The sequence below is a fragment of the Serratia sp. (in: enterobacteria) genome, from assembly GCF_051654945.1.
Taxonomy (GTDB): Bacteria; Pseudomonadota; Gammaproteobacteria; order Enterobacterales; family Enterobacteriaceae; genus Chania.
Genome location: NZ_JBOFZA010000072.1, coordinates 228152 through 244460 on the forward strand (window position 1 = coordinate 228152; position 16309 = coordinate 244460).

Annotated in this window: 16 protein-coding genes; 8 read left to right on the top strand and 8 right to left on the bottom strand. The window is 52.7% G+C overall.

What is annotated here, in order from left to right:
• The first annotated feature begins 52 nt into the window (after nucleotides 1–52).
• On the top strand, nucleotides 53–739 hold the full coding sequence (locus ACRDCA_RS11525) for a MarC family NAAT transporter (RefSeq protein WP_438689624.1): 687 nt from the start codon (nucleotides 53–55) through the stop codon (nucleotides 737–739).
• A gap of 36 nt (nucleotides 740–775) precedes the next feature.
• On the opposite strand, the gene ACRDCA_RS11530 is transcribed toward ACRDCA_RS11525, so the two are convergent.
• Both ACRDCA_RS11530 and ACRDCA_RS11535 read right to left on the bottom strand, forming a co-directional pair.
• Complete coding sequence (locus ACRDCA_RS11530) at nucleotides 776–2059, bottom strand: HAAAP family serine/threonine permease (RefSeq protein ID WP_438689625.1); 1284 nt, start codon at nucleotides 2057–2059, stop codon at nucleotides 776–778.
• Between the two features lie 354 nt (nucleotides 2060–2413).
• A complete protein-coding gene (locus tag ACRDCA_RS11535) occupies nucleotides 2414–3298 on the bottom strand; it encodes a PHP domain-containing protein (RefSeq protein WP_438689626.1) in 885 nt (294 codons plus the stop codon).
• Nucleotides 3299–3617: 319 nt separating this feature from the next.
• Between ACRDCA_RS11535 and ACRDCA_RS11540 the strand changes: the two genes are divergently transcribed.
• Entirely contained in the window at nucleotides 3618–4196 is a 579-nt protein-coding gene (locus tag ACRDCA_RS11540; RefSeq protein ID WP_438689627.1) for a hypothetical protein, read from the top strand.
• A gap of 790 nt (nucleotides 4197–4986) precedes the next feature.
• Here ACRDCA_RS11540 and ACRDCA_RS11545 read toward each other — a convergent pair.
• The 5 genes from ACRDCA_RS11545 to ACRDCA_RS11565 form a co-directional block, all read right to left on the bottom strand.
• Nucleotides 4987–5151, bottom strand: a complete 165-nt coding sequence (locus ACRDCA_RS11545; RefSeq protein ID WP_438689628.1) for a hypothetical protein — start codon at nucleotides 5149–5151, stop codon at nucleotides 4987–4989.
• A gap of 413 nt (nucleotides 5152–5564) precedes the next feature.
• Nucleotides 5565–6905 carry a c-type cytochrome gene (locus ACRDCA_RS11550; protein WP_438689629.1) on the bottom strand — a complete coding sequence of 447 codons (1341 nt, stop codon included), beginning with the start codon at nucleotides 6903–6905 and terminating at the stop codon, nucleotides 5565–5567.
• An 11-nt stretch (nucleotides 6906–6916) separates the two neighbouring features.
• Entirely contained in the window at nucleotides 6917–8701 is a 1785-nt protein-coding gene (locus ACRDCA_RS11555) for a GMC family oxidoreductase (RefSeq protein WP_438689630.1), read from the bottom strand.
• Between the two features lie 2 nt (nucleotides 8702–8703).
• Nucleotides 8704–9429: a gluconate 2-dehydrogenase subunit 3 family protein gene (locus tag ACRDCA_RS11560; RefSeq protein WP_438689631.1), complete on the bottom strand. Its 726-nt coding sequence runs from the start codon at nucleotides 9427–9429 to the stop codon at nucleotides 8704–8706.
• A 307-nt stretch (nucleotides 9430–9736) separates the two neighbouring features.
• Nucleotides 9737–10399, bottom strand: a complete 663-nt coding sequence (locus tag ACRDCA_RS11565) for a transglycosylase SLT domain-containing protein (protein WP_021178197.1) — start codon at nucleotides 10397–10399, stop codon at nucleotides 9737–9739.
• A gap of 109 nt (nucleotides 10400–10508) precedes the next feature.
• On the opposite strand from ACRDCA_RS11565, the gene ghoS reads away from it, so the two are divergent.
• The 6 genes from ghoS (at nucleotide 10509) to ACRDCA_RS11595 (ending at nucleotide 15636) form a co-directional block, all read left to right on the top strand.
• Nucleotides 10509–10808 carry a type V toxin-antitoxin system endoribonuclease antitoxin GhoS gene (gene ghoS / locus ACRDCA_RS11570; protein WP_438689632.1) on the top strand — a complete coding sequence of 100 codons (300 nt, stop codon included), beginning with the start codon at nucleotides 10509–10511 and terminating at the stop codon, nucleotides 10806–10808.
• 129 nt (nucleotides 10809–10937) lie between these two features.
• Nucleotides 10938–11876, top strand: a complete 939-nt coding sequence (locus ACRDCA_RS11575; RefSeq protein ID WP_438689633.1) for a metal ABC transporter substrate-binding protein — start codon at nucleotides 10938–10940, stop codon at nucleotides 11874–11876.
• The gene (locus ACRDCA_RS11580) at nucleotides 11873–12763 is read left to right on the top strand and encodes a manganese/iron ABC transporter ATP-binding protein (RefSeq protein ID WP_438689634.1); all 891 of its coding nucleotides are present in this window, start codon (nucleotides 11873–11875) and stop codon (nucleotides 12761–12763) included. The genes ACRDCA_RS11575 and ACRDCA_RS11580 overlap by 4 nt, the downstream gene beginning before the upstream one ends.
• Nucleotides 12763–13626, top strand: coding sequence for a metal ABC transporter permease (locus ACRDCA_RS11585; protein WP_438689635.1), 864 nt, complete (start codon nucleotides 12763–12765; stop codon nucleotides 13624–13626). The genes ACRDCA_RS11580 and ACRDCA_RS11585 overlap by 1 nt, the downstream gene beginning before the upstream one ends.
• The gene (locus tag ACRDCA_RS11590) at nucleotides 13626–14483 is read left to right on the top strand and encodes a metal ABC transporter permease (protein WP_438689636.1); all 858 of its coding nucleotides are present in this window, start codon (nucleotides 13626–13628) and stop codon (nucleotides 14481–14483) included. Before ACRDCA_RS11585 ends, ACRDCA_RS11590 begins: the two co-directional genes overlap by 1 nt.
• 283 nt (nucleotides 14484–14766) lie before the next feature.
• Entirely contained in the window at nucleotides 14767–15636 is an 870-nt protein-coding gene (locus tag ACRDCA_RS11595; protein ID WP_438689637.1) for a fructosamine kinase family protein, read from the top strand.
• A 55-nt stretch (nucleotides 15637–15691) separates the two neighbouring features.
• Here ACRDCA_RS11595 and ACRDCA_RS11600 read toward each other — a convergent pair whose 3' ends face one another.
• Nucleotides 15692–16252 (bottom strand): YniB family protein, encoded by a 561-nt coding sequence (locus ACRDCA_RS11600; RefSeq protein ID WP_438689638.1) that lies wholly within the window; start codon nucleotides 16250–16252, stop codon nucleotides 15692–15694.
• Nucleotides 16253–16309: the final 57 nt, after the last annotated feature.

Below are 16309 nucleotides of genomic sequence, written 5' to 3' on the forward strand. Positions count from 1 at the left end.
AAATTAATCCTCTGGCTACGCCGGAGTTTCATTGTTTTATTGGGGTCTGTTTATGTCGAGTATTCTGCAGTTGTTTCAGGCCATCGGGCTAGGGTTAGCCTTACTGTTGCCGCTAGCCAACCCACTGACGACCGTGGCATTGCTGCTGGGCCTGTCAGGCAATATGACCAACGAAGAGCGCAACCGTCAGTCGCTGATGGCGTCGGTATACGTGTTCTTTATCATGACGGTGGCGTTCTATGCAGGCCAGGTGGTGATGAGCACCTTTGGGATCTCCATCCCCGGCCTGCGGATCGCCGGTGGCTTGATTGTCGCCTTTATCGGTTTTCGCATGTTATTCCCACAACAAGGTGCCGATGAAGCCCCGGAGGTAGAAAGCAAAACCCAGGAACTGCACAAGAAAACCTCGGCCAATATCGCCTTTGTACCATTGGCCATGCCTAGTACCGCGGGGCCGGGTACCATCGCCATGATCATCAGCACCGCATCCAGCGTCCACGAAAATACGTTGGGTTTTGCCAACTGGGTATTGCATGTCGCACCGGTGGCCATTTTCCTGTCGATAGCGATCATTCTGTGGGTCTGTTTACGCAGTTCTACGGGGATCATGAAGCTGGTTGGCAAAAGCGGTATCGAGGCGATTTCCCGCCTGATGGGCTTCCTGCTGGTGTGTATGGGCGTCCAGTTTATTATCAACGGGATATTTGAACTCATTTCTACCTACACGCCAATGGCTTAACCAAACAGCCCCGCGACTGCGGGGCCAGTTCGAACACTATGCCAGCCCATAAACCAGGGCGGAAAGCGCAATCAATCCCATCACCAGCACAAAGACATTACTCAAGGCACGATAACGGCGCATAGCCGGAACCGCTCGCACCGCATACATCGGTAGAATAAACAGGATCACCGCGATCAGCGGGCCGCTGATGGTTTCAATAATATGTAAGGCGCTCGGATTCCAGACGGTAGCCGCCCAGGTGAGCAAGAACAGCGCCACGCCGGAGATACGGTGGGTCGTCGCAGAACTCAGCGGCTTGCCGACAGTACGTGTCAGCCCATCGATCAGGCTCGTTGCTCCTTCGGTCACCCCCAAAGAGGTGCCAAGATAGGACTTTGCCATCGCCAACATCGCCATTACCGGCCCGAGATAGGCAATCAGCGGGTTGGAAAATTTGTTGGCCAAGGTGGTCAGCACCGTGATGTTCTGCGCTTTCGCCTGCTCCATCTCCTGATGTGACAGGCTCAGCACACAGCTGAATACGAAGAACAGCACGGTCACGCAAATCAAAATGTAGCTGTAACGCATAATCCGCGCACAGCGGCGCTCAGCCTTGTCACCGTATAAGCTTTTCTGGGTGGAGGCAAACGAGGAAATAATCGGCGCGTGGCTAAAGGAAAACACCATCACCGGCACGGCCAACCATAAGGAGTGCCACAGGTCCGGGCTGCTGAACTGAGTGTTGGCCAAGCCAGCGACAAAATTCTCGGTCTGCCAGGTGGGCACCAGATACAGCGAGATCCCCATTAGAAACACCAACAGTGGGAATACCAGGACGCCCATCGCGGCCACGATGGTATCCTTACCGCGCAACAGAACCAGATTAAGCACCACCACCACCGCCAAACTCAGCCAGATCCGGGGCACCGGGGCGAAGTGAAATTGGTGGGTCAGGAAACTGTCCAACGCGTTGGTAATGGAAATGCTGTAGACCAGCACGATGGGGAAAAACGCCATCAGGTACAAGACCATAATGATCTTGCCGGCCAGTACACCGAAATGCTCGACCACCACGTCCTGAATATTACCATCGCGGCTGGAGCCAGAAAGGACAAAGCGGGTTAGCGCCAGATGGGGTAAATAGGTTAGCGGAAAAGCGAACAGTGCCATCAAGAGCAGCACCAGCGGGCCGTTCAGACCGGCATTGATGGGCAGAAACAGGGTGCCCGCCCCTACGGCCGTCGCGTATAACCCGAACATCCAGACGGTGTCGGTCTTGTTCCATTTGGTGGGTTGGGCAATGGCCAACGCGCCATGATCTGGAGAAATCGTACTCATGAGACAGCTTACCTTAATCTACAGCGCCAACGAATGCGCCCGACGGAAACTCCCTTCTCCGTAGAATGGTTATTTAAAACAGGATATTAACGGCAAGACATACCCGTCGTCTTTCAAGTAGCAGCGTTGTTACCTGCACTTACTCACCCCAGTCACTTACAAAAGTAAGCTCCTGGGGATGAGTAAGCTTGTCGCCTAGCTGCAACTTGAAATCCATAGGGTATAGATTGCTCCACCTGATAAAAGGACGGCAAAGGATAATGAAAATCTGCAGGATGGTCTATGTTTGGGCGATTAACTGCGCGCTTCGTGAGCAGCCAATGCCGCTCACGAGCCAGGTGGGATAGATTCGTTTCAGGCGCTGGCGGCGGCAACAAACCGGCGTATTTCGTCGATATGCTCAGGGCCATAAGCACATTGCCCGACTTCTATTTTCGGTTTGTTACGCCCGTGGAAATCGCTGCCACAGGTAACGAACGCCGAACGGCCAACGGTAAACTCATACAGCTGGCTGGCTAATTCTGCTGAATGATAGCTGGAGAATACCTCAACCCCCATCACGCCAATCTTCAACATCTCATCGATGACCTGGGTATGATCCTGTTTAACGTTGGCACCGATATGCGCCAGAATTGGTATTCCCCCGTTATGGCGGATCACCTCCACCATGCGGCTCATGGCCGGATAGGTGACGGGCATATAGCAAACCTTTCCGGGGCCAAAAAAGTCCCAGTAAAAGTTGATTAATGGCATATCGGATCTTTCGCCACCGGGACGATAAGGCATCAGCAACGGATGACCATCATTGCGCGGATCTTCAAGGATCACCTCACCCATCTGCTCTTCCTGCGGAAGAGCACCACCACAGACCTGCGCCAGCCGCTGCTCATCCAGATAGAATTTCAACCCGCGCAGCTTGGCAAATTTTAACGGCGTCAGTTCCCGTTGGATGGCACTGAAATTGTCATAGATTTCCACAAAGTCATTGCTGGGGGTAAAGCCGTAACCCAACAAGTGGAAGTTACGTCCATCAAAGGTGCAGTCAATCTCGATACCGGACAGCACATTAAGGCTGGATGAGGCCAACGCCTTGGCCTCCGGCACCGAATTGGCATTATTATGGTCGGTCACCGCCAAGGTACCTATGCCATTGGCCTGGCAGCGGGCGATCACCGTCGCCACCGGGAAGTCCGCATCATCACTGTAGTTGGAATGCATATGCAGGTCGATTTTTTCCATGGCCATGTCCTCGGCAAATAGTCAGTCATCACCCCATAGTAAAGCAGCGGCTGAATGCATACAGCGGATTTGGCGGTTTTTACCGCCAGGATCACAAATAGCCCTCCCCGCTCAAGATTTGCGCAGGTGCAGCAGCATCCGTCAGGATAGTCTGAATGTTGCCCTGCCTTGTACTAAACCGCATGAACGCCCTCCCCCCAGCATCACAGCTCTGGCTATAATGAATTAGGTTGATTCCGATCATTTCTGCACTGGCTAAGCGTTTGGCCGCATCCCGTGCAATCTATTGATAAAGGTGACGTGTATGGTTAGCAAAAATGTGGCGGGTGCGGTGGCACTCACATTGTTAGTCAGTTTTTCATCCCTTGCGGATACGGTGGTTAAAAACCTTGCAGCCTGCGATGGTTCGTTCTTCAATCAAATGAAAGGCAATAAGCAGATCGGTAACCTGATCCGGCTCGCCAACGCCCAACCGATCCAAGAAAAAGGCAATGTCACCTTGGATGCCAAAAGCTACCGCGATGGCGATCTGACGCTGAACAGATATATCAGCAGGTATAGCAACATTGATAAAAATCATCCTGGTGCGGGGGAATACTATTTTTGGGGCTTTGAAACCGACGAAGCGTTTGACGTGGTGGTAAAAAAAGTCGGAAAACAAGTCCCGTTGCTGAACAATAACGGCCCCTATGTGCATGGCCCAATGATCAAAGAGAGCAACAGCAGCAACTGGACCATTAACAACAACCCTAGCTCCGGCTCTATTCCCGGCAAACAAACGGCCGAGAAGCTGTTCTTTATTGAGAAAAACAGTGATGGCACCGCGTCTTTGCTCTGTACACTGCAAGGTGTGTTTACTGCAGCCGATCTTAAGGCGGTTCGGCCCGATTTGAATTAATCATCGGTCAATCGACAGGTTGAAAATGAAAAGGTTTCGGCTTGTCGATATCCACCAGGCGATCGCTGTCGCCTAAAATATCGAATTCCCTGGTGTTGCCGCTATGTCCGAAAGAACAGTAATTTGATTAATCTGGCGCATTTCTTTTTAAAGCCGCTGCGCTTTTTGTCGGTGTAGTTTCGCCCTGTCCGCATAGTGAGCCGCTTTCTTCTGGCAACCTCGAAAGCGATACAGACATAAACGATGACCAATAGAACTACAATCAATATTGTCATAGTCTCCTCCCTCTTCGCTCTCCTTGGTCATTAATAGTAGTAACACCGATAAGCTTTTGGGTCATATGTAATTTCACCCACCATTAATACAATAAAAATCAATGCATTAGGAAACATCAGCGATATGATGACCTGGTTAGACCAGTTGATAGCTTGATAAACAGGGCAATATTCTGAAAATAACACAACAAAAAGATCATAAATTAATCAACAAAAGAATAAATCAACTGTTTAATATAGCAGGAGTCAATATCACCCAGGGGTTGTTTCAGCCAAAGACATGGGAATAACATATATTTACCTCCGTAAAACCGGGTTAATTTATGGCTGAATCGATAACCGATTTAAATCAAAGGCGAAGTGGTTTAAGCGTAGAAAAAACAATATTGGGGTAAATATCAGATTTCTTCAGCTGGAAGGAGATAGAGAATGCCCCGCGATTGAGGCAATCTCTGTTGAAAAATAGCGAAACGACAGCATCTTAATAACCTTGTCGAATGACGGTTCTAAAAGAGTCAAGTTCTGAACAGCAGCGTGTCGATTAACCTGACACATTTCCTCTGCCAATGAATACGCTTTTTGTAACCATATTTGCGGCCTGCACCAATGCAAAGGCGCTTGCGCCTATCTACCTCAAAAGCGATGGAAACATAAATCACCACCAATAACAGCATTACCATTACCACCTCCCTTGCAATCACCTCTCCTTGCAGTCAACAGTAATATCATTAAAGAACTTAGTATTCACTCGCAAAAACAGTGCATGTAAATTCATATAAAAACAAACACATAACCTTAACAAACAATATAACCCTCTAAACTTGATGGTTATATTCGATTTTTGTAGAGAAATATCCCAGGAATAGGGCAATAAAAGAGATTAAAAGTCAACCAATTGAGAGAGCCATTAAAATATCTAATCTATTTAGGTTGAGCAATTGCCCTCGCCCAAGGCCGAGGGAGCCAGTGCGGCGCTCTGCGTGGGTCCAGAAGTTAATCTGTAACAACGTGGATGCTGAGGATGATCACGGTAGATAATTTATAGCACATTCGATCCCCTCTCCCTGTTGGGAGAGGGTTCGCGTGAGGGGTATTACTTGGCACCCACCGGTGCCGGCTCTGGGATAGCAGCGCTGCCCATCGCCTGCTCATTGCGGATGATTGAGCGATCTTTACGCACGTCGGCCACATCTGAGGCACTGATTGCCTTGGCATCGTTACCCCAGCTTGAACGGATAAAGTTAACCACGTCGGCAACCTGCTGGTCGTTCAAACGCCAGCCAAACGGCGGCATGGTGAGGTTGGAAACAGCGCCCTTCACCGCTGGTGTGGTATTGCCTACCAACACAATATGGATGAGCGAAGTCGCGTCCTCCGTCTGCACCACCGGATTGCCCTTCAACGCCGGGAAGGCACGCTGGTAACCAACGCCATCGGTACGGTGGCAAGCGGCGCAGTTATCAACGTATAACGCAGCTCCTGGTTTGCTGTCGTTACCGCGCCATAAATCTTTGGCGACGCTGTCTTCCCGCGGTGCGGCCTGTTGCTTCCCGTCTTGCGGCGGTAAAGTTTTCAGATAGCGGGAGATCGCGGTCAAATCCTCATCGCTGAGATATTGCAGACTATGTTCGACCACGTCGCTCATGCCACCGAATACCACCGACTTATCGTTACGACCGGTTTTCAGGAACTCGGTCAGTTCGGCCTCGCTCCAGGTGCCCAAGCCGTCTTTATTCTCGCCACGCAGGCTGGAAGCCACCCAACCGTCGATCGGTGCGTTGCTGCCGGACAGGTAATCATCCCCTTCCGTGTTGCTCAGCGCCTTTTCTTGCATGGTCAGGCTGCGCGGCGTATGGCAGGCTCCGCAGTGCCCCAGCCCTTCGACCAGATAGCGGCCACGTTCGATCACCGGATCGGCGTTGGTATTGGCCGCGAAATCTGCCGGCGTCGGTGCAAACATCCCACGCCAGAGGCTAAGAGGCCAGCGCATGGACAGTGGCCACGGAATATCGGAGTCCTGATTGGCCTGCTCTACCGGCAGCACACCATGCATGAAATAGGCGTACATGGCACGCATGTCATCCTCTTTCACCAGGGCAAACGAAGGATACGGCATCGCCGGATACAGGGTACTGCCACTCTTCGCAACGCCTTTGCGTACCGCATTGTCAAAGTCTTCGAAACTGTAGTCACCGATGCCAGTTTTTTTGTCTGGAGTAATATTGGTGGAGTAGATGGTGCCAATCGGCGTCTCCATCGCCAGGCCACCCGCAAAGGGCACGCCACTTTTACCATTGGTATGACAAGCCACGCAGTCACCGGCACGGGCCAGATACTCCCCCCGTTTGATCAGTTCACTGCTGACGGTGGCTTCCTGCGCCAAAACGGAAAAACTCAGCGCACTGAGAACCAGTGCGGGGATCATTACTTTCATCGCTCGCGTCCTCATGCCTGCACCAATGGGCCTGGATTTTTCAGATACTGCTCGCGAATGGCGCGGGCAGACCAGTAAGCCAACGCGGCAACGGTGCCGGTCGGGTTGTAACCCAGCCCTTGCGGGAAGGCCGAAGCACCGATAGAGAACACGTTATGCACGTCCCAGCTTTGCAGATAGCGGTTGACCGCGCTGGTCTTGGGATCTTCCCCCATCACCGCACCGCCGTTCATATGGGTGGTTTGATAGCTGGTGGTGTCAAAATGGCTGTTGGCGTTTTTCGGGCTGCCAGAAATCAGTTTCGGGTTCATCGCCTTGGCAATCGGAGCCATTTTGTTAAACATAAACTGCGCCATCTTGATGTCGTTGTCCTGCCAGTCGAAGGTCATGCGCAACAGCGGTTGGCCAAACACATTCTTGTAGTTCGGATCGAGATCGAGGTAGTTGCTACGATAAGACTGGTGCGCGCCATGGGCATCCATGGAAACGTGGTGCGTATAGGCATCCGCCACTGCGGCTTTCCACTTGCTGCCCCAGGCAGGTGTGCCAGGAGGCGTTGGCAGGCCGGAGATCGGCTTGGTACCCGCCTGGTTCACCCAGAACGGTGAGCCACCGACAAAACCTTCTTTACCGTGGTCAAAGTTATCCGCATTGAAATCATCCAGACCAACGCCGTTGCCGCCCGCGCCAATAAACGGATTGGTGTGAACGTCCTTATCGAAGAATGCCTTGATGGTGGTCAGGTTCTGGTAGGCAAAGTTACGCCCTACCACCCCTTCGCCGGTCTGCGGATCGTAAGGTTTGCCAATGCCGGACAGCAGCATCAGGTGCACATTGTGGAACTGGAAGGCACCGAGGATCACCAAATCGGCAGGCTGTTCGATCTCGCGGCCCTGGGCATCGATATAGTTGACCCCGGTTGCCCGGCTTTTATCGGCGGTCAGGTTGACCTTCAGCACGTTGGCGTTGGCACGCAACTCAAAGCGCTTTTCCATCCGCAACGCAGGCAGGATATTGACGTTCGGTGAAGCCTTGGAATACATATAGCAGGCATAGCCGCTACAGAAACCACAGAAGTTGCAAGGCCCCATCTGCGCACCATAGGTGTTGGTATACGAATCTGAGGTGTTGGCCGAAGGCAGGTTGTAAGGATGATAGCCTACATCGCGTGCCGCCTTTTCAAACAGCTGGGCGGAGAAGGTGTTCTTCTGCGCTTTCAACGGGAAATCGTCGGAACGATCTGGCGCAAACGGGTTACCGCCCTTGTCTTTACCTACCAACTTTCCTTTCACCGTCCAGGCGGTGCCGGAGGTGCCAAACACCTTCTCGGCCTTATCGAAGAACGGTTCAAGTTCGTCATAGCTCACCCCAAAATCCTGGATCGTCATATCTTTGGGGATAAAGCTTTTGCCATAACGCTCCTCATAATGGCTGCGCATGCGCAGTTCCATCGGATCGATACGGAAATGCACGCCAGACCAGTGCAGGCCCGCGCCACCCACGCCGGTACCCGGCAGGAACGCCGCCAACTGGCGATAAGGGACTGCGGTTTGGCTGGTGTTGTGACGAATGGTCACGGTACTTTTGGAGAGATCCTGGAACAGCTTGCGGCGGATATTATAGGTGAGTTCGTCGATCACCTGCGGGTAGGAACCGTCTGGATAAGTATCGCGCATTGGGCCACGCTCGAGCGCGACCACGTTCAGCCCGGCTTCGGTCAACTCCTTCGCCATGATCGCACCAACCCAACCAAAACCGACGATCACAACGTCTTGTTTCTTCATTACCGTTGCCATAATTATCCTCTCTCCCCACGAATCGATACCGGCGGGAAGGGATAACGTTCCCCTCGCTCAACCCAGTCCATAAAGTCGGCGCGTGCGCCCGGAAAATTAATCAGCTTCCATCCCACCATATCTTTGTTACCACCATGGATCGGATCGCTGAAAAAGCCTTCACGGGTGTTTTGCAACAGGTAAGAGAAGAACAGCTTGGCAGGCAATTGCTCAAACTCGGCCTCGCCAGCTTCAAACGTATGTAACAGAGCGTCCTGTTGTGCGCCCTCCAGCTCGGCAAACACCTTACCGGTCGTTTTCAAGCTGTAAGCATTCGCCTCAGCAATACCCAGGTTATAGATCTGTTTGGGCACCAGCGGCAGTTGATAACCCATTTCCGGGGCAACATCGGGATTGAATGGCCCTTGCATGTACCAGATGGCACCGGTGGCATAAGGCGTATTCATCTGGCGATCGATAAATTCCGGCACTCCAGCCTCCAAAGCGCCCGGACCGCGATCGTCCGCAGGGATCAAACGCGCGACCGCCGCCTGAACAAAAGCCCATTCTTCGGGGGTAAAAAAGGTCGGTTGATAGTCATTCTGTTTGGGAGTACCGCTAGCGGCAAGCACGGGTGTGGGCGCCGTCAGGGCACTCACACCGCTGCTACCGATAACGGCCGCGGGGATCAACGTCATCGATTTCAGCAAAAAATCGCGGCGGGAATTGTTGGTTTTATCATTCGACATGTCACATTCCATCCAAAAATAATCACAACTATTTAACCCCAACCTTGCGGTCGATACGGGATTTCAAAATAATTTGTAACGTTATTGTCTATTTATTGAAGGTCAGAATGTGAGCTATAGCAACAATGTTACCGGTAACTATTTGATTGAACGTAAAGTTTTCTTTGTTAATGTAAAATTAACAATTTGTGCGGTTTTTTAGATCATCGGGCGGGAGATATGCAGAAATGGGATACAAAGCACGTTTTAGTCGGAAAAAAATGGCGAAACCGGCCCCCTGCGGTGGCCGGTTGTGGGTAATCTGAGATCAGTCGGCCATCGCTTGATAAGCGGTGGTAACCTTCCATAGGTAACGCGGCGCTTGCGGTGCCGGATGTTTCTTCTGGATATGCTGATAAAACTCGTCCGGGCTCATCTGATTAATGCGGTTGACGGCCACACGTTTATCCGATGAGAACGTCCGCAACATCGCGCCTGCCCCGTTCACATAGGAAACGATGGTGGCATAGCGTAACGTCTGTGGGTTAGTGATCCCGGCTAGCTGCTGGCTTTGAAGAATATTGATATAGGCTGTTCCCAGATCAATATTGACCGCCGGATCCTTCAACTCACGTGAACTTGGCTGCCCGTTTTTTCCCTTCATACGGTAGGCATCGCGTCCTGCGGTTGAAGCCTTCAGCTGCATCAATCCCACGGCATTCGAAGTGCTGACCACGTTCGGATTAAACCCGGATTCCACCTGAATAATCGCTTTAATCAGCGTTTCGTCGACGCCATAGTTGCTGGCGGCCTGACGGATATAATCATTATAAGCGACCGGTGTCCCGGTGCGGTTGCTTGGTGTTTGCGGTGGGGTTTTTAGCCAACCGCCCGAAGTGCCACTGCCTGCCTGGTTGCCCGTTGTTTGCGGATCTTTCGCACAACCGGCTAATAGTACGATTGCCATCAGGCAACCTATTTTTGTTTTCACAGAATCCCTCACTCCTTTCAATGAGTTGCGAAGCATATACAACGGGTAAGGATACCTGCCTGACTTTTTTGGTCTATTCTCTGGCTATCCATATACCAAGAGGTGATTTATGAGTCAATCTTCGTCCACAGGTTTTGTGGTTTCTTTCAGCTATCCGGAACGAAGCTTAACCGATTTAGCTAAATTAACCGGACAAATGACACTGGCCGGCTTTTCCACCACCATCACCGACGAAAACGGTGTTCCTCACGAATTAGGCATCAATAGCTTTGCGTTAATAACGCCATTAAATCAAGACGATGCACAGAAGTTAGCACAGGGGTTGGGCGAAGTAGCATTAGGCGAAAAACCGGATGTAACAATAGTTACCCGTAGTGACTACTTTAAACAGTTACATCCGGATACATAAAATGCTATAACTCACAAGGCGGTATTATTTCATTAACAACAAAATAACCCCTCGGCCGTGCTTGGTGATGCTTGACTTCCGCTCAATTGATATTGATAATCATTTTCATTTGAATCAGGAGACGTCACCATGCCAATGAAAAACAACGTATTTAGTCGTTGTCGTTTTAGTTTGTCCCGCTTACGCCCCCTTACCCTGCTCTGCGTATGGCTCAGCGTTCTTGCCGTGACCCAACCGGCTCTGGCGAAGGAAAAGCTGCGCGTGGTGACGACGTTCACCATCATCCAGGATATCGCCCAGAACGTGGCTGGCGACGCCGCGGTGGTCGAGTCCATCACCAAACCAGGGGCGGAAATCCATGACTATCAGCCCACGCCACGGGATATCGTGAAGGCACAACATGCCGATCTGATTTTATGGAACGGCATGAATCTGGAACGCTGGTTCCAGCGCTTCTTTGAAAATATCAAGCAGGTGCCCGCCGCCGTAGTGACCGATGGCATCACCCCGCTGCCGATCCACGAAGGACCGTATAACGGTAATCCCAATCCCCATGCCTGGATGTCGCCAAGCAATGCGCTGATCTACATTGAGAACATCCGCAAAGCGTTGGTTGAGCACGATCCCGACAACGCGGAAATCTATAATCGCAATGCCAAAGCCTACGCCGAAAAGATTGCGGCGCTGGATGCACCGCTGCGTGAACGTCTGTCACGTATTCCGGCAGCTCAGCGCTGGCTGGTGACCAGCGAAGGCGCCTTCAGCTATCTGGCCAAAGATTATCAGTTGCAAGAAGTCTATTTATGGCCGATCAATGCCGACGAACAGGGGTCACCACAGCAGGTACGCCGGGTGATCGATACCGTGCGGGCCAACCAGATCCCGGTGGTGTTCAGTGAAAGCACCATTTCGGATAAACCTGCCAAGCAGGTGGCCAAAGAAACCGGCGCGCAATACGGCGGCGTGCTGTATGTCGATTCCCTGTCTGCCGCAGACGGGCCGGTACCGACCTATATCGACCTGCTCAATGTCACCGTGCAGACCATCGCCAAAGGATTTAATCAATGAGCACAGAGACCTTTATCCGCCCCGAACTCAGCGTGGATGACGTATCGGTCACCTATAATAACGGCCACACGGCGATCCAGAACGCCAGTTTCACCCTCAGCGGCGGTTCGATCTGTGCCTTGGTGGGGGTTAACGGCAGCGGTAAATCAACCTTGTTCAAAAGCATCATGGGGCTGGTAAAACCCACGTCTGGTCAGGTGATGCTGAGCGGGCAACCGGTTGTCGCCGCGCTGAAGAAAAATACCATCGCCTACGTGCCACAGACCGAAGAGGTTGACTGGAACTTCCCGGTGCTGGTGGAAGACGTGGTGATGATGGGCCGCTATGGCAAAATGAATTTCCTGCGTATCCCCAAGAAAGAGGATCGGCTATGGGTCGATAAGGCACTGGAACGCGTTGGCCTGAGCGAGCTACGCAGCCGGCAGATTGGCGAGCTTTCCGGTGGGCAAAAGAAGCGCGTATTCCTGGCCCGTGCCTTGGCCCAGCAGGGCACGGTGCTGTTGCTTGATGAGCCTTTTACCGGCGTGGATGTCAAAACCGAGAACGCCATTATCGAGCTGTTACGTTCGCTGCGCGATGAGGGCCACCTGATCCTGGTGTCAACGCATAATCTCGGCAGCGTACCGGAGTTTTGCGATCGGGTGATCCTGATTAACCGTACCGTGCTGGCCGCGGGGCCGCTTGAAACCACCTTTACGCAAAGCAATCTGGAACAGGCGTTTGGTGGCGTATTGCGCCATATCAACCTCTCCGGGCCCGACCTGCACGATGATAACGATCCCCGCACCGTAACGGTATTAACCGATGACGAGCGTCCTGCGGTGTTTTATGGCCATACCAAGAGCGATCCTCCGGCACAAAGCCAGCAAAAGGAGAAAAACCCCTGATGCTCGAGATCCTGCTGCAACCGTTTAACTATAACTACATGGTCAAGGCAATGTGGGTGAGTGCCATCGTCGGTGCGGCCTGCGCCTTTCTGTCGGCGTACCTGATGCTGAAAGGCTGGTCGTTGATGGGGGACGCACTTTCCCACTCCGTGGTGCCCGGCGTGGCCGGTGCCTATGCCCTCGGCCTGCCCTATGCGGCCGGTGCATTTTTTACCGGCATGCTGGCCGCGTTGGCGATGACGCTGGTGCGTCACGTTACCCGCCTGCGTGAAGATGCGATTATCGGCTTTATTTTCTCAACCTTTTTCGCCGTCGGCCTGCTGATCATTTCCCTCAACCCCACCTCGGTGAACGTGCAGTCGATCATCTTCGGCAATATTCTGGGTATCGCCGACGAAGACGTGTTGCAGGTGGAGATTATTATCGGCGTTTCGTTACTGATCCTGTGTCTGGTATGGAAAGACCTGCTGGCGGTATTTTTCGACGAAAATCATGCGGTCTCGATCGGACTTTCGCCCTTAAAGTTGAAGATCCTGTTCTTCACCCTGCTCAGCGCCTGTACCGTGGCGGCATTGCAAACCGTTGGTGCCATATTGGTGATCGCCATGGTGATCACACCGGGTGCCACTGCCTATCTGCTGACCGACCGTTTTGGTCGCCTGGTGATTATTGCCATTGCGATTGGTGCCATAACCAGCGGTCTGGGCGCATATCTGAGCTTCTTCGTTGATGGGGCAACCGGTGGCGTGATCGTCACGCTGCAAACCTTAGTGTTCCTGGCTGCCTTCCTGTTCGCACCGAAGCATGGGCTATTAGCCTCAAAACGCCGCGTCACCCGTGGCAATACCCCGGAGGGCAACTGATGGAATACCTGATGCAATGGCTCTCGGAACCGTTCGCCTATCCCTTTATGCAGCGCGCCATCATCGCAGCCATCGTTACCGGCGTAGTCTGTGCCGTGCTGTCCTGCTATCTGGTGTTGAAAGGCTGGTCACTGATGGGAGATGCCATCTCTCACGCGGTGTTACCTGGCATTGTGCTGGCCTTTGTGTTTGGGATCCCGCTGGCGATTGGTGCCTTTCTTTCCGGCATTTTCTGTGCGGTAGCGACGGGTTATCTGAAAGAAAACAGCCGCGTCAAAGAAGACACGGTGATGGGGATCGTCTTCTCCGGCATGTTTGCTTTTGGGCTGGTGCTGTTTGCCCGCATCGATACCGATCAACATCTCGGCCATATTCTGTTCGGCAATATGCTGGGGATCACCGACGGCGAGCTGCGGCAAACCTTGTGGATCGCCGGGATCACGCTGGCGATCGTGCTGCTCAAACGCCAGGATTTCATGCTTTACTGTTTCGATCCCAACCATGCACGTGTCATTGGTCTGCCGGTGAAACTGCTGCATTACGGTTTGCTGTGCCTGCTGGCGTTAACCATTGTGGCCTCGCTACAGGCGGTGGGGGTGATCCTGGTGATTGCAATGCTGATTGCTCCAGGCATCATTGCGTTTACCCTATGCCGCAGCTTCAACCGGATGCTGATCGTCGCCACCGTCGCTTCAGTGTTTTCCTGCGTGCTGGGGACATTGATCAGCTTTCATATCGACGGCGCTACCGGGCCGTGCATCGTGATCGTCCAGGCGTTGCTGTTTGTTATCGCCCTGCTCTATAGCCACTTCAAACCCGTGCAGCGCCACGAGCCCCGCTTGGCGAAAGGCCAATAAGCCCGGTCTGCCGGGCACTATTGCTGCTGCTAAAGACCGGGCCGGGCATTCTGCCAGACAAAATCCTGCTGAGATGGATAGTAAAGAAACGACTAAACATCGTCGAGCTGTTGCCAAGTTGCCAGTTGAGCGTACTTAAATTAATCAATAGCGTATATACTTTGACCAGACACGCGGCGATGACTTTTTCGTCAATAGATGGCGCAGCTGTGCGCCACATCGTGTTTTCGCAGCAGGAAAGACGCTAACCTAATGAAATCGCAGGCAACACAAGGGGATTACTATGTGGCAAGCCGTTAGCCGTCTGTTGAGTGAGCATCTTGGCAGCGCAGAAATCCGCGAAAGGACTGAACTACCCGGGGGAGAAATCCACCCAGCGTGGCGCGTGAGTTACGGTGACAGCGAGGTGTTTGTTAAATGCGATACCCGCGAATTGCTGCCGATATTCAGCGCGGAGGCCGATCAACTGGCCCTGCTGGCGCGCAGTAAGACCGTACGAGTCCCCGAGGTATATGGGGTTGGCAGCGATCGCGATTACAGTTTCCTGCTGCTGGAGTATCAGCCGCTCAAACCGCTGGATGCACACGGGGCGCACTGCCTCGGGCAACAGCTGGCCCGTCTGCATCAATGGAGCGAACAACCACAGTTCGGGCTCGACTTCGATAACCATCTTTCTACCACCCCGCAACCCAATGCCTGGCAACGCCGTTGGGCGGAATTTTTTGCCGAGCAACGTATCGGCTGGCAGCTCCAATTGGCCGCGGAAAAGGGTATGACCTTCGGTGATATCGACGAGATTATCGACGTGGTGTATCTAAGGTTGCAAAACCATCAGCCGCAGCCCTCCCTGCTGCATGGCGATCTGTGGCCGGCCAACTGTGCCCAGGCCGCCGATGGGCCTCTACTGTTTGATCCAGCCTGCTATTGGGGCGATAGGGAGTGCGATCTGGCGATGCTGCCGCTGTATCCTGATTTGCCTGCGCAAATTTATGACGGCTATCAGAGCGTATGGCCACTGGAAGCCGGGTTTATTGACCGTCAGCCGCTGTATCAGCTTTATTACCTGCTCAACCGCAGCAACCTGTTTGGCGGCCAACATCTGGTCATCGCCCAGCGAGCCGTCGACAACCTGCTACATCCTGACGCGCTTTAAACCATCAGGGCGCTGCAAGCAGCGCCCTGAAACTTGTGAGCTACGTTACGCCCGGTCAGGCCACTCCGGCCATTTGCCCTAGCAGCTTGAGGACAAAATACGCTACCACGGCAATCACCAACGGCAAGATATACAGCGGGAAGTATTGCAGCAAAATGGTGTGGTGCGGCAACGTTACCCGCTCTTCCAATTGCGCACGCGTATGCCCTTCGCTGCCCTTGGCCTGTTCCAGGATCATCTGATCTTCCAGCCCCTCGCGGATGAACTTTACCTGGCGCGACATGCGCGCACCGGAAGTCTGTAATGCCAGGCCGACAAAAATCAGAAAATAGATAATGATAAACATCAGATTAGCGCCACTAGACAGGCTCTTCTCTACGTCCGGGACCGGTGAGTTATACCAGAAAATATTCAGGAATGGCGTATTGAAGCGCACCATGTCGACCATAACGTGGACAAAATCCAGCATCACGGCATTGATCCCTTTGGTTTTCTCACTGTGTTGATAAACAAAACCCAGCAGCGAAACCAGCGTTGAAAGTAACGCCGGGATGAAAACGACCCATCCGAAAATGCGTTTCAATATGGCAACGCGCCCAGCCTGTTGATACGTCATGTGTTCCCCTTGTAAGCGACGTAACCGTTGTTGGGCTAAGTCTACCTGTAGTTAATG

Bases quoted from the DNA above. Each gene is read 5' to 3' on its own strand.
- ACRDCA_RS11525 (WP_438689624.1), top strand. From the start codon at position 53: ATGTCGAGTATTCTGCAGTTGTTTCAGGCCATCGGGCTAGGGTTAGCC.
- ACRDCA_RS11530 (WP_438689625.1), bottom strand. From the start codon at position 2,059: ATGAGTACGATTTCTCCAGATCATGGCGCGTTGGCCATTGCCCAACCC.
- ACRDCA_RS11535 (WP_438689626.1), bottom strand. From the start codon at position 3,298: ATGGAAAAAATCGACCTGCATATGCATTCCAACTACAGTGATGATGCG.
- ACRDCA_RS11545 (WP_438689628.1), bottom strand. From the start codon at position 5,151: ATGGTAATGCTGTTATTGGTGGTGATTTATGTTTCCATCGCTTTTGAG.
- ACRDCA_RS11550 (WP_438689629.1), bottom strand. From the start codon at position 6,905: ATGAAAGTAATGATCCCCGCACTGGTTCTCAGTGCGCTGAGTTTTTCC.
- ACRDCA_RS11555 (WP_438689630.1), bottom strand. From the start codon at position 8,701: ATGGCAACGGTAATGAAGAAACAAGACGTTGTGATCGTCGGTTTTGGT.
- ACRDCA_RS11560 (WP_438689631.1), bottom strand. From the start codon at position 9,429: ATGTCGAATGATAAAACCAACAATTCCCGCCGCGATTTTTTGCTGAAA.
- ghoS (WP_438689632.1), top strand. From the start codon at position 10,509: ATGAGTCAATCTTCGTCCACAGGTTTTGTGGTTTCTTTCAGCTATCCG.
- ACRDCA_RS11575 (WP_438689633.1), top strand. From the start codon at position 10,938: ATGCCAATGAAAAACAACGTATTTAGTCGTTGTCGTTTTAGTTTGTCC.
- ACRDCA_RS11580 (WP_438689634.1), top strand. From the start codon at position 11,873: ATGAGCACAGAGACCTTTATCCGCCCCGAACTCAGCGTGGATGACGTA.
- ACRDCA_RS11585 (WP_438689635.1), top strand. From the start codon at position 12,763: ATGCTCGAGATCCTGCTGCAACCGTTTAACTATAACTACATGGTCAAG.
- ACRDCA_RS11590 (WP_438689636.1), top strand. From the start codon at position 13,626: ATGGAATACCTGATGCAATGGCTCTCGGAACCGTTCGCCTATCCCTTT.
- ACRDCA_RS11595 (WP_438689637.1), top strand. From the start codon at position 14,767: ATGTGGCAAGCCGTTAGCCGTCTGTTGAGTGAGCATCTTGGCAGCGCA.
- ACRDCA_RS11600 (WP_438689638.1), bottom strand. From the start codon at position 16,252: ATGACGTATCAACAGGCTGGGCGCGTTGCCATATTGAAACGCATTTTC.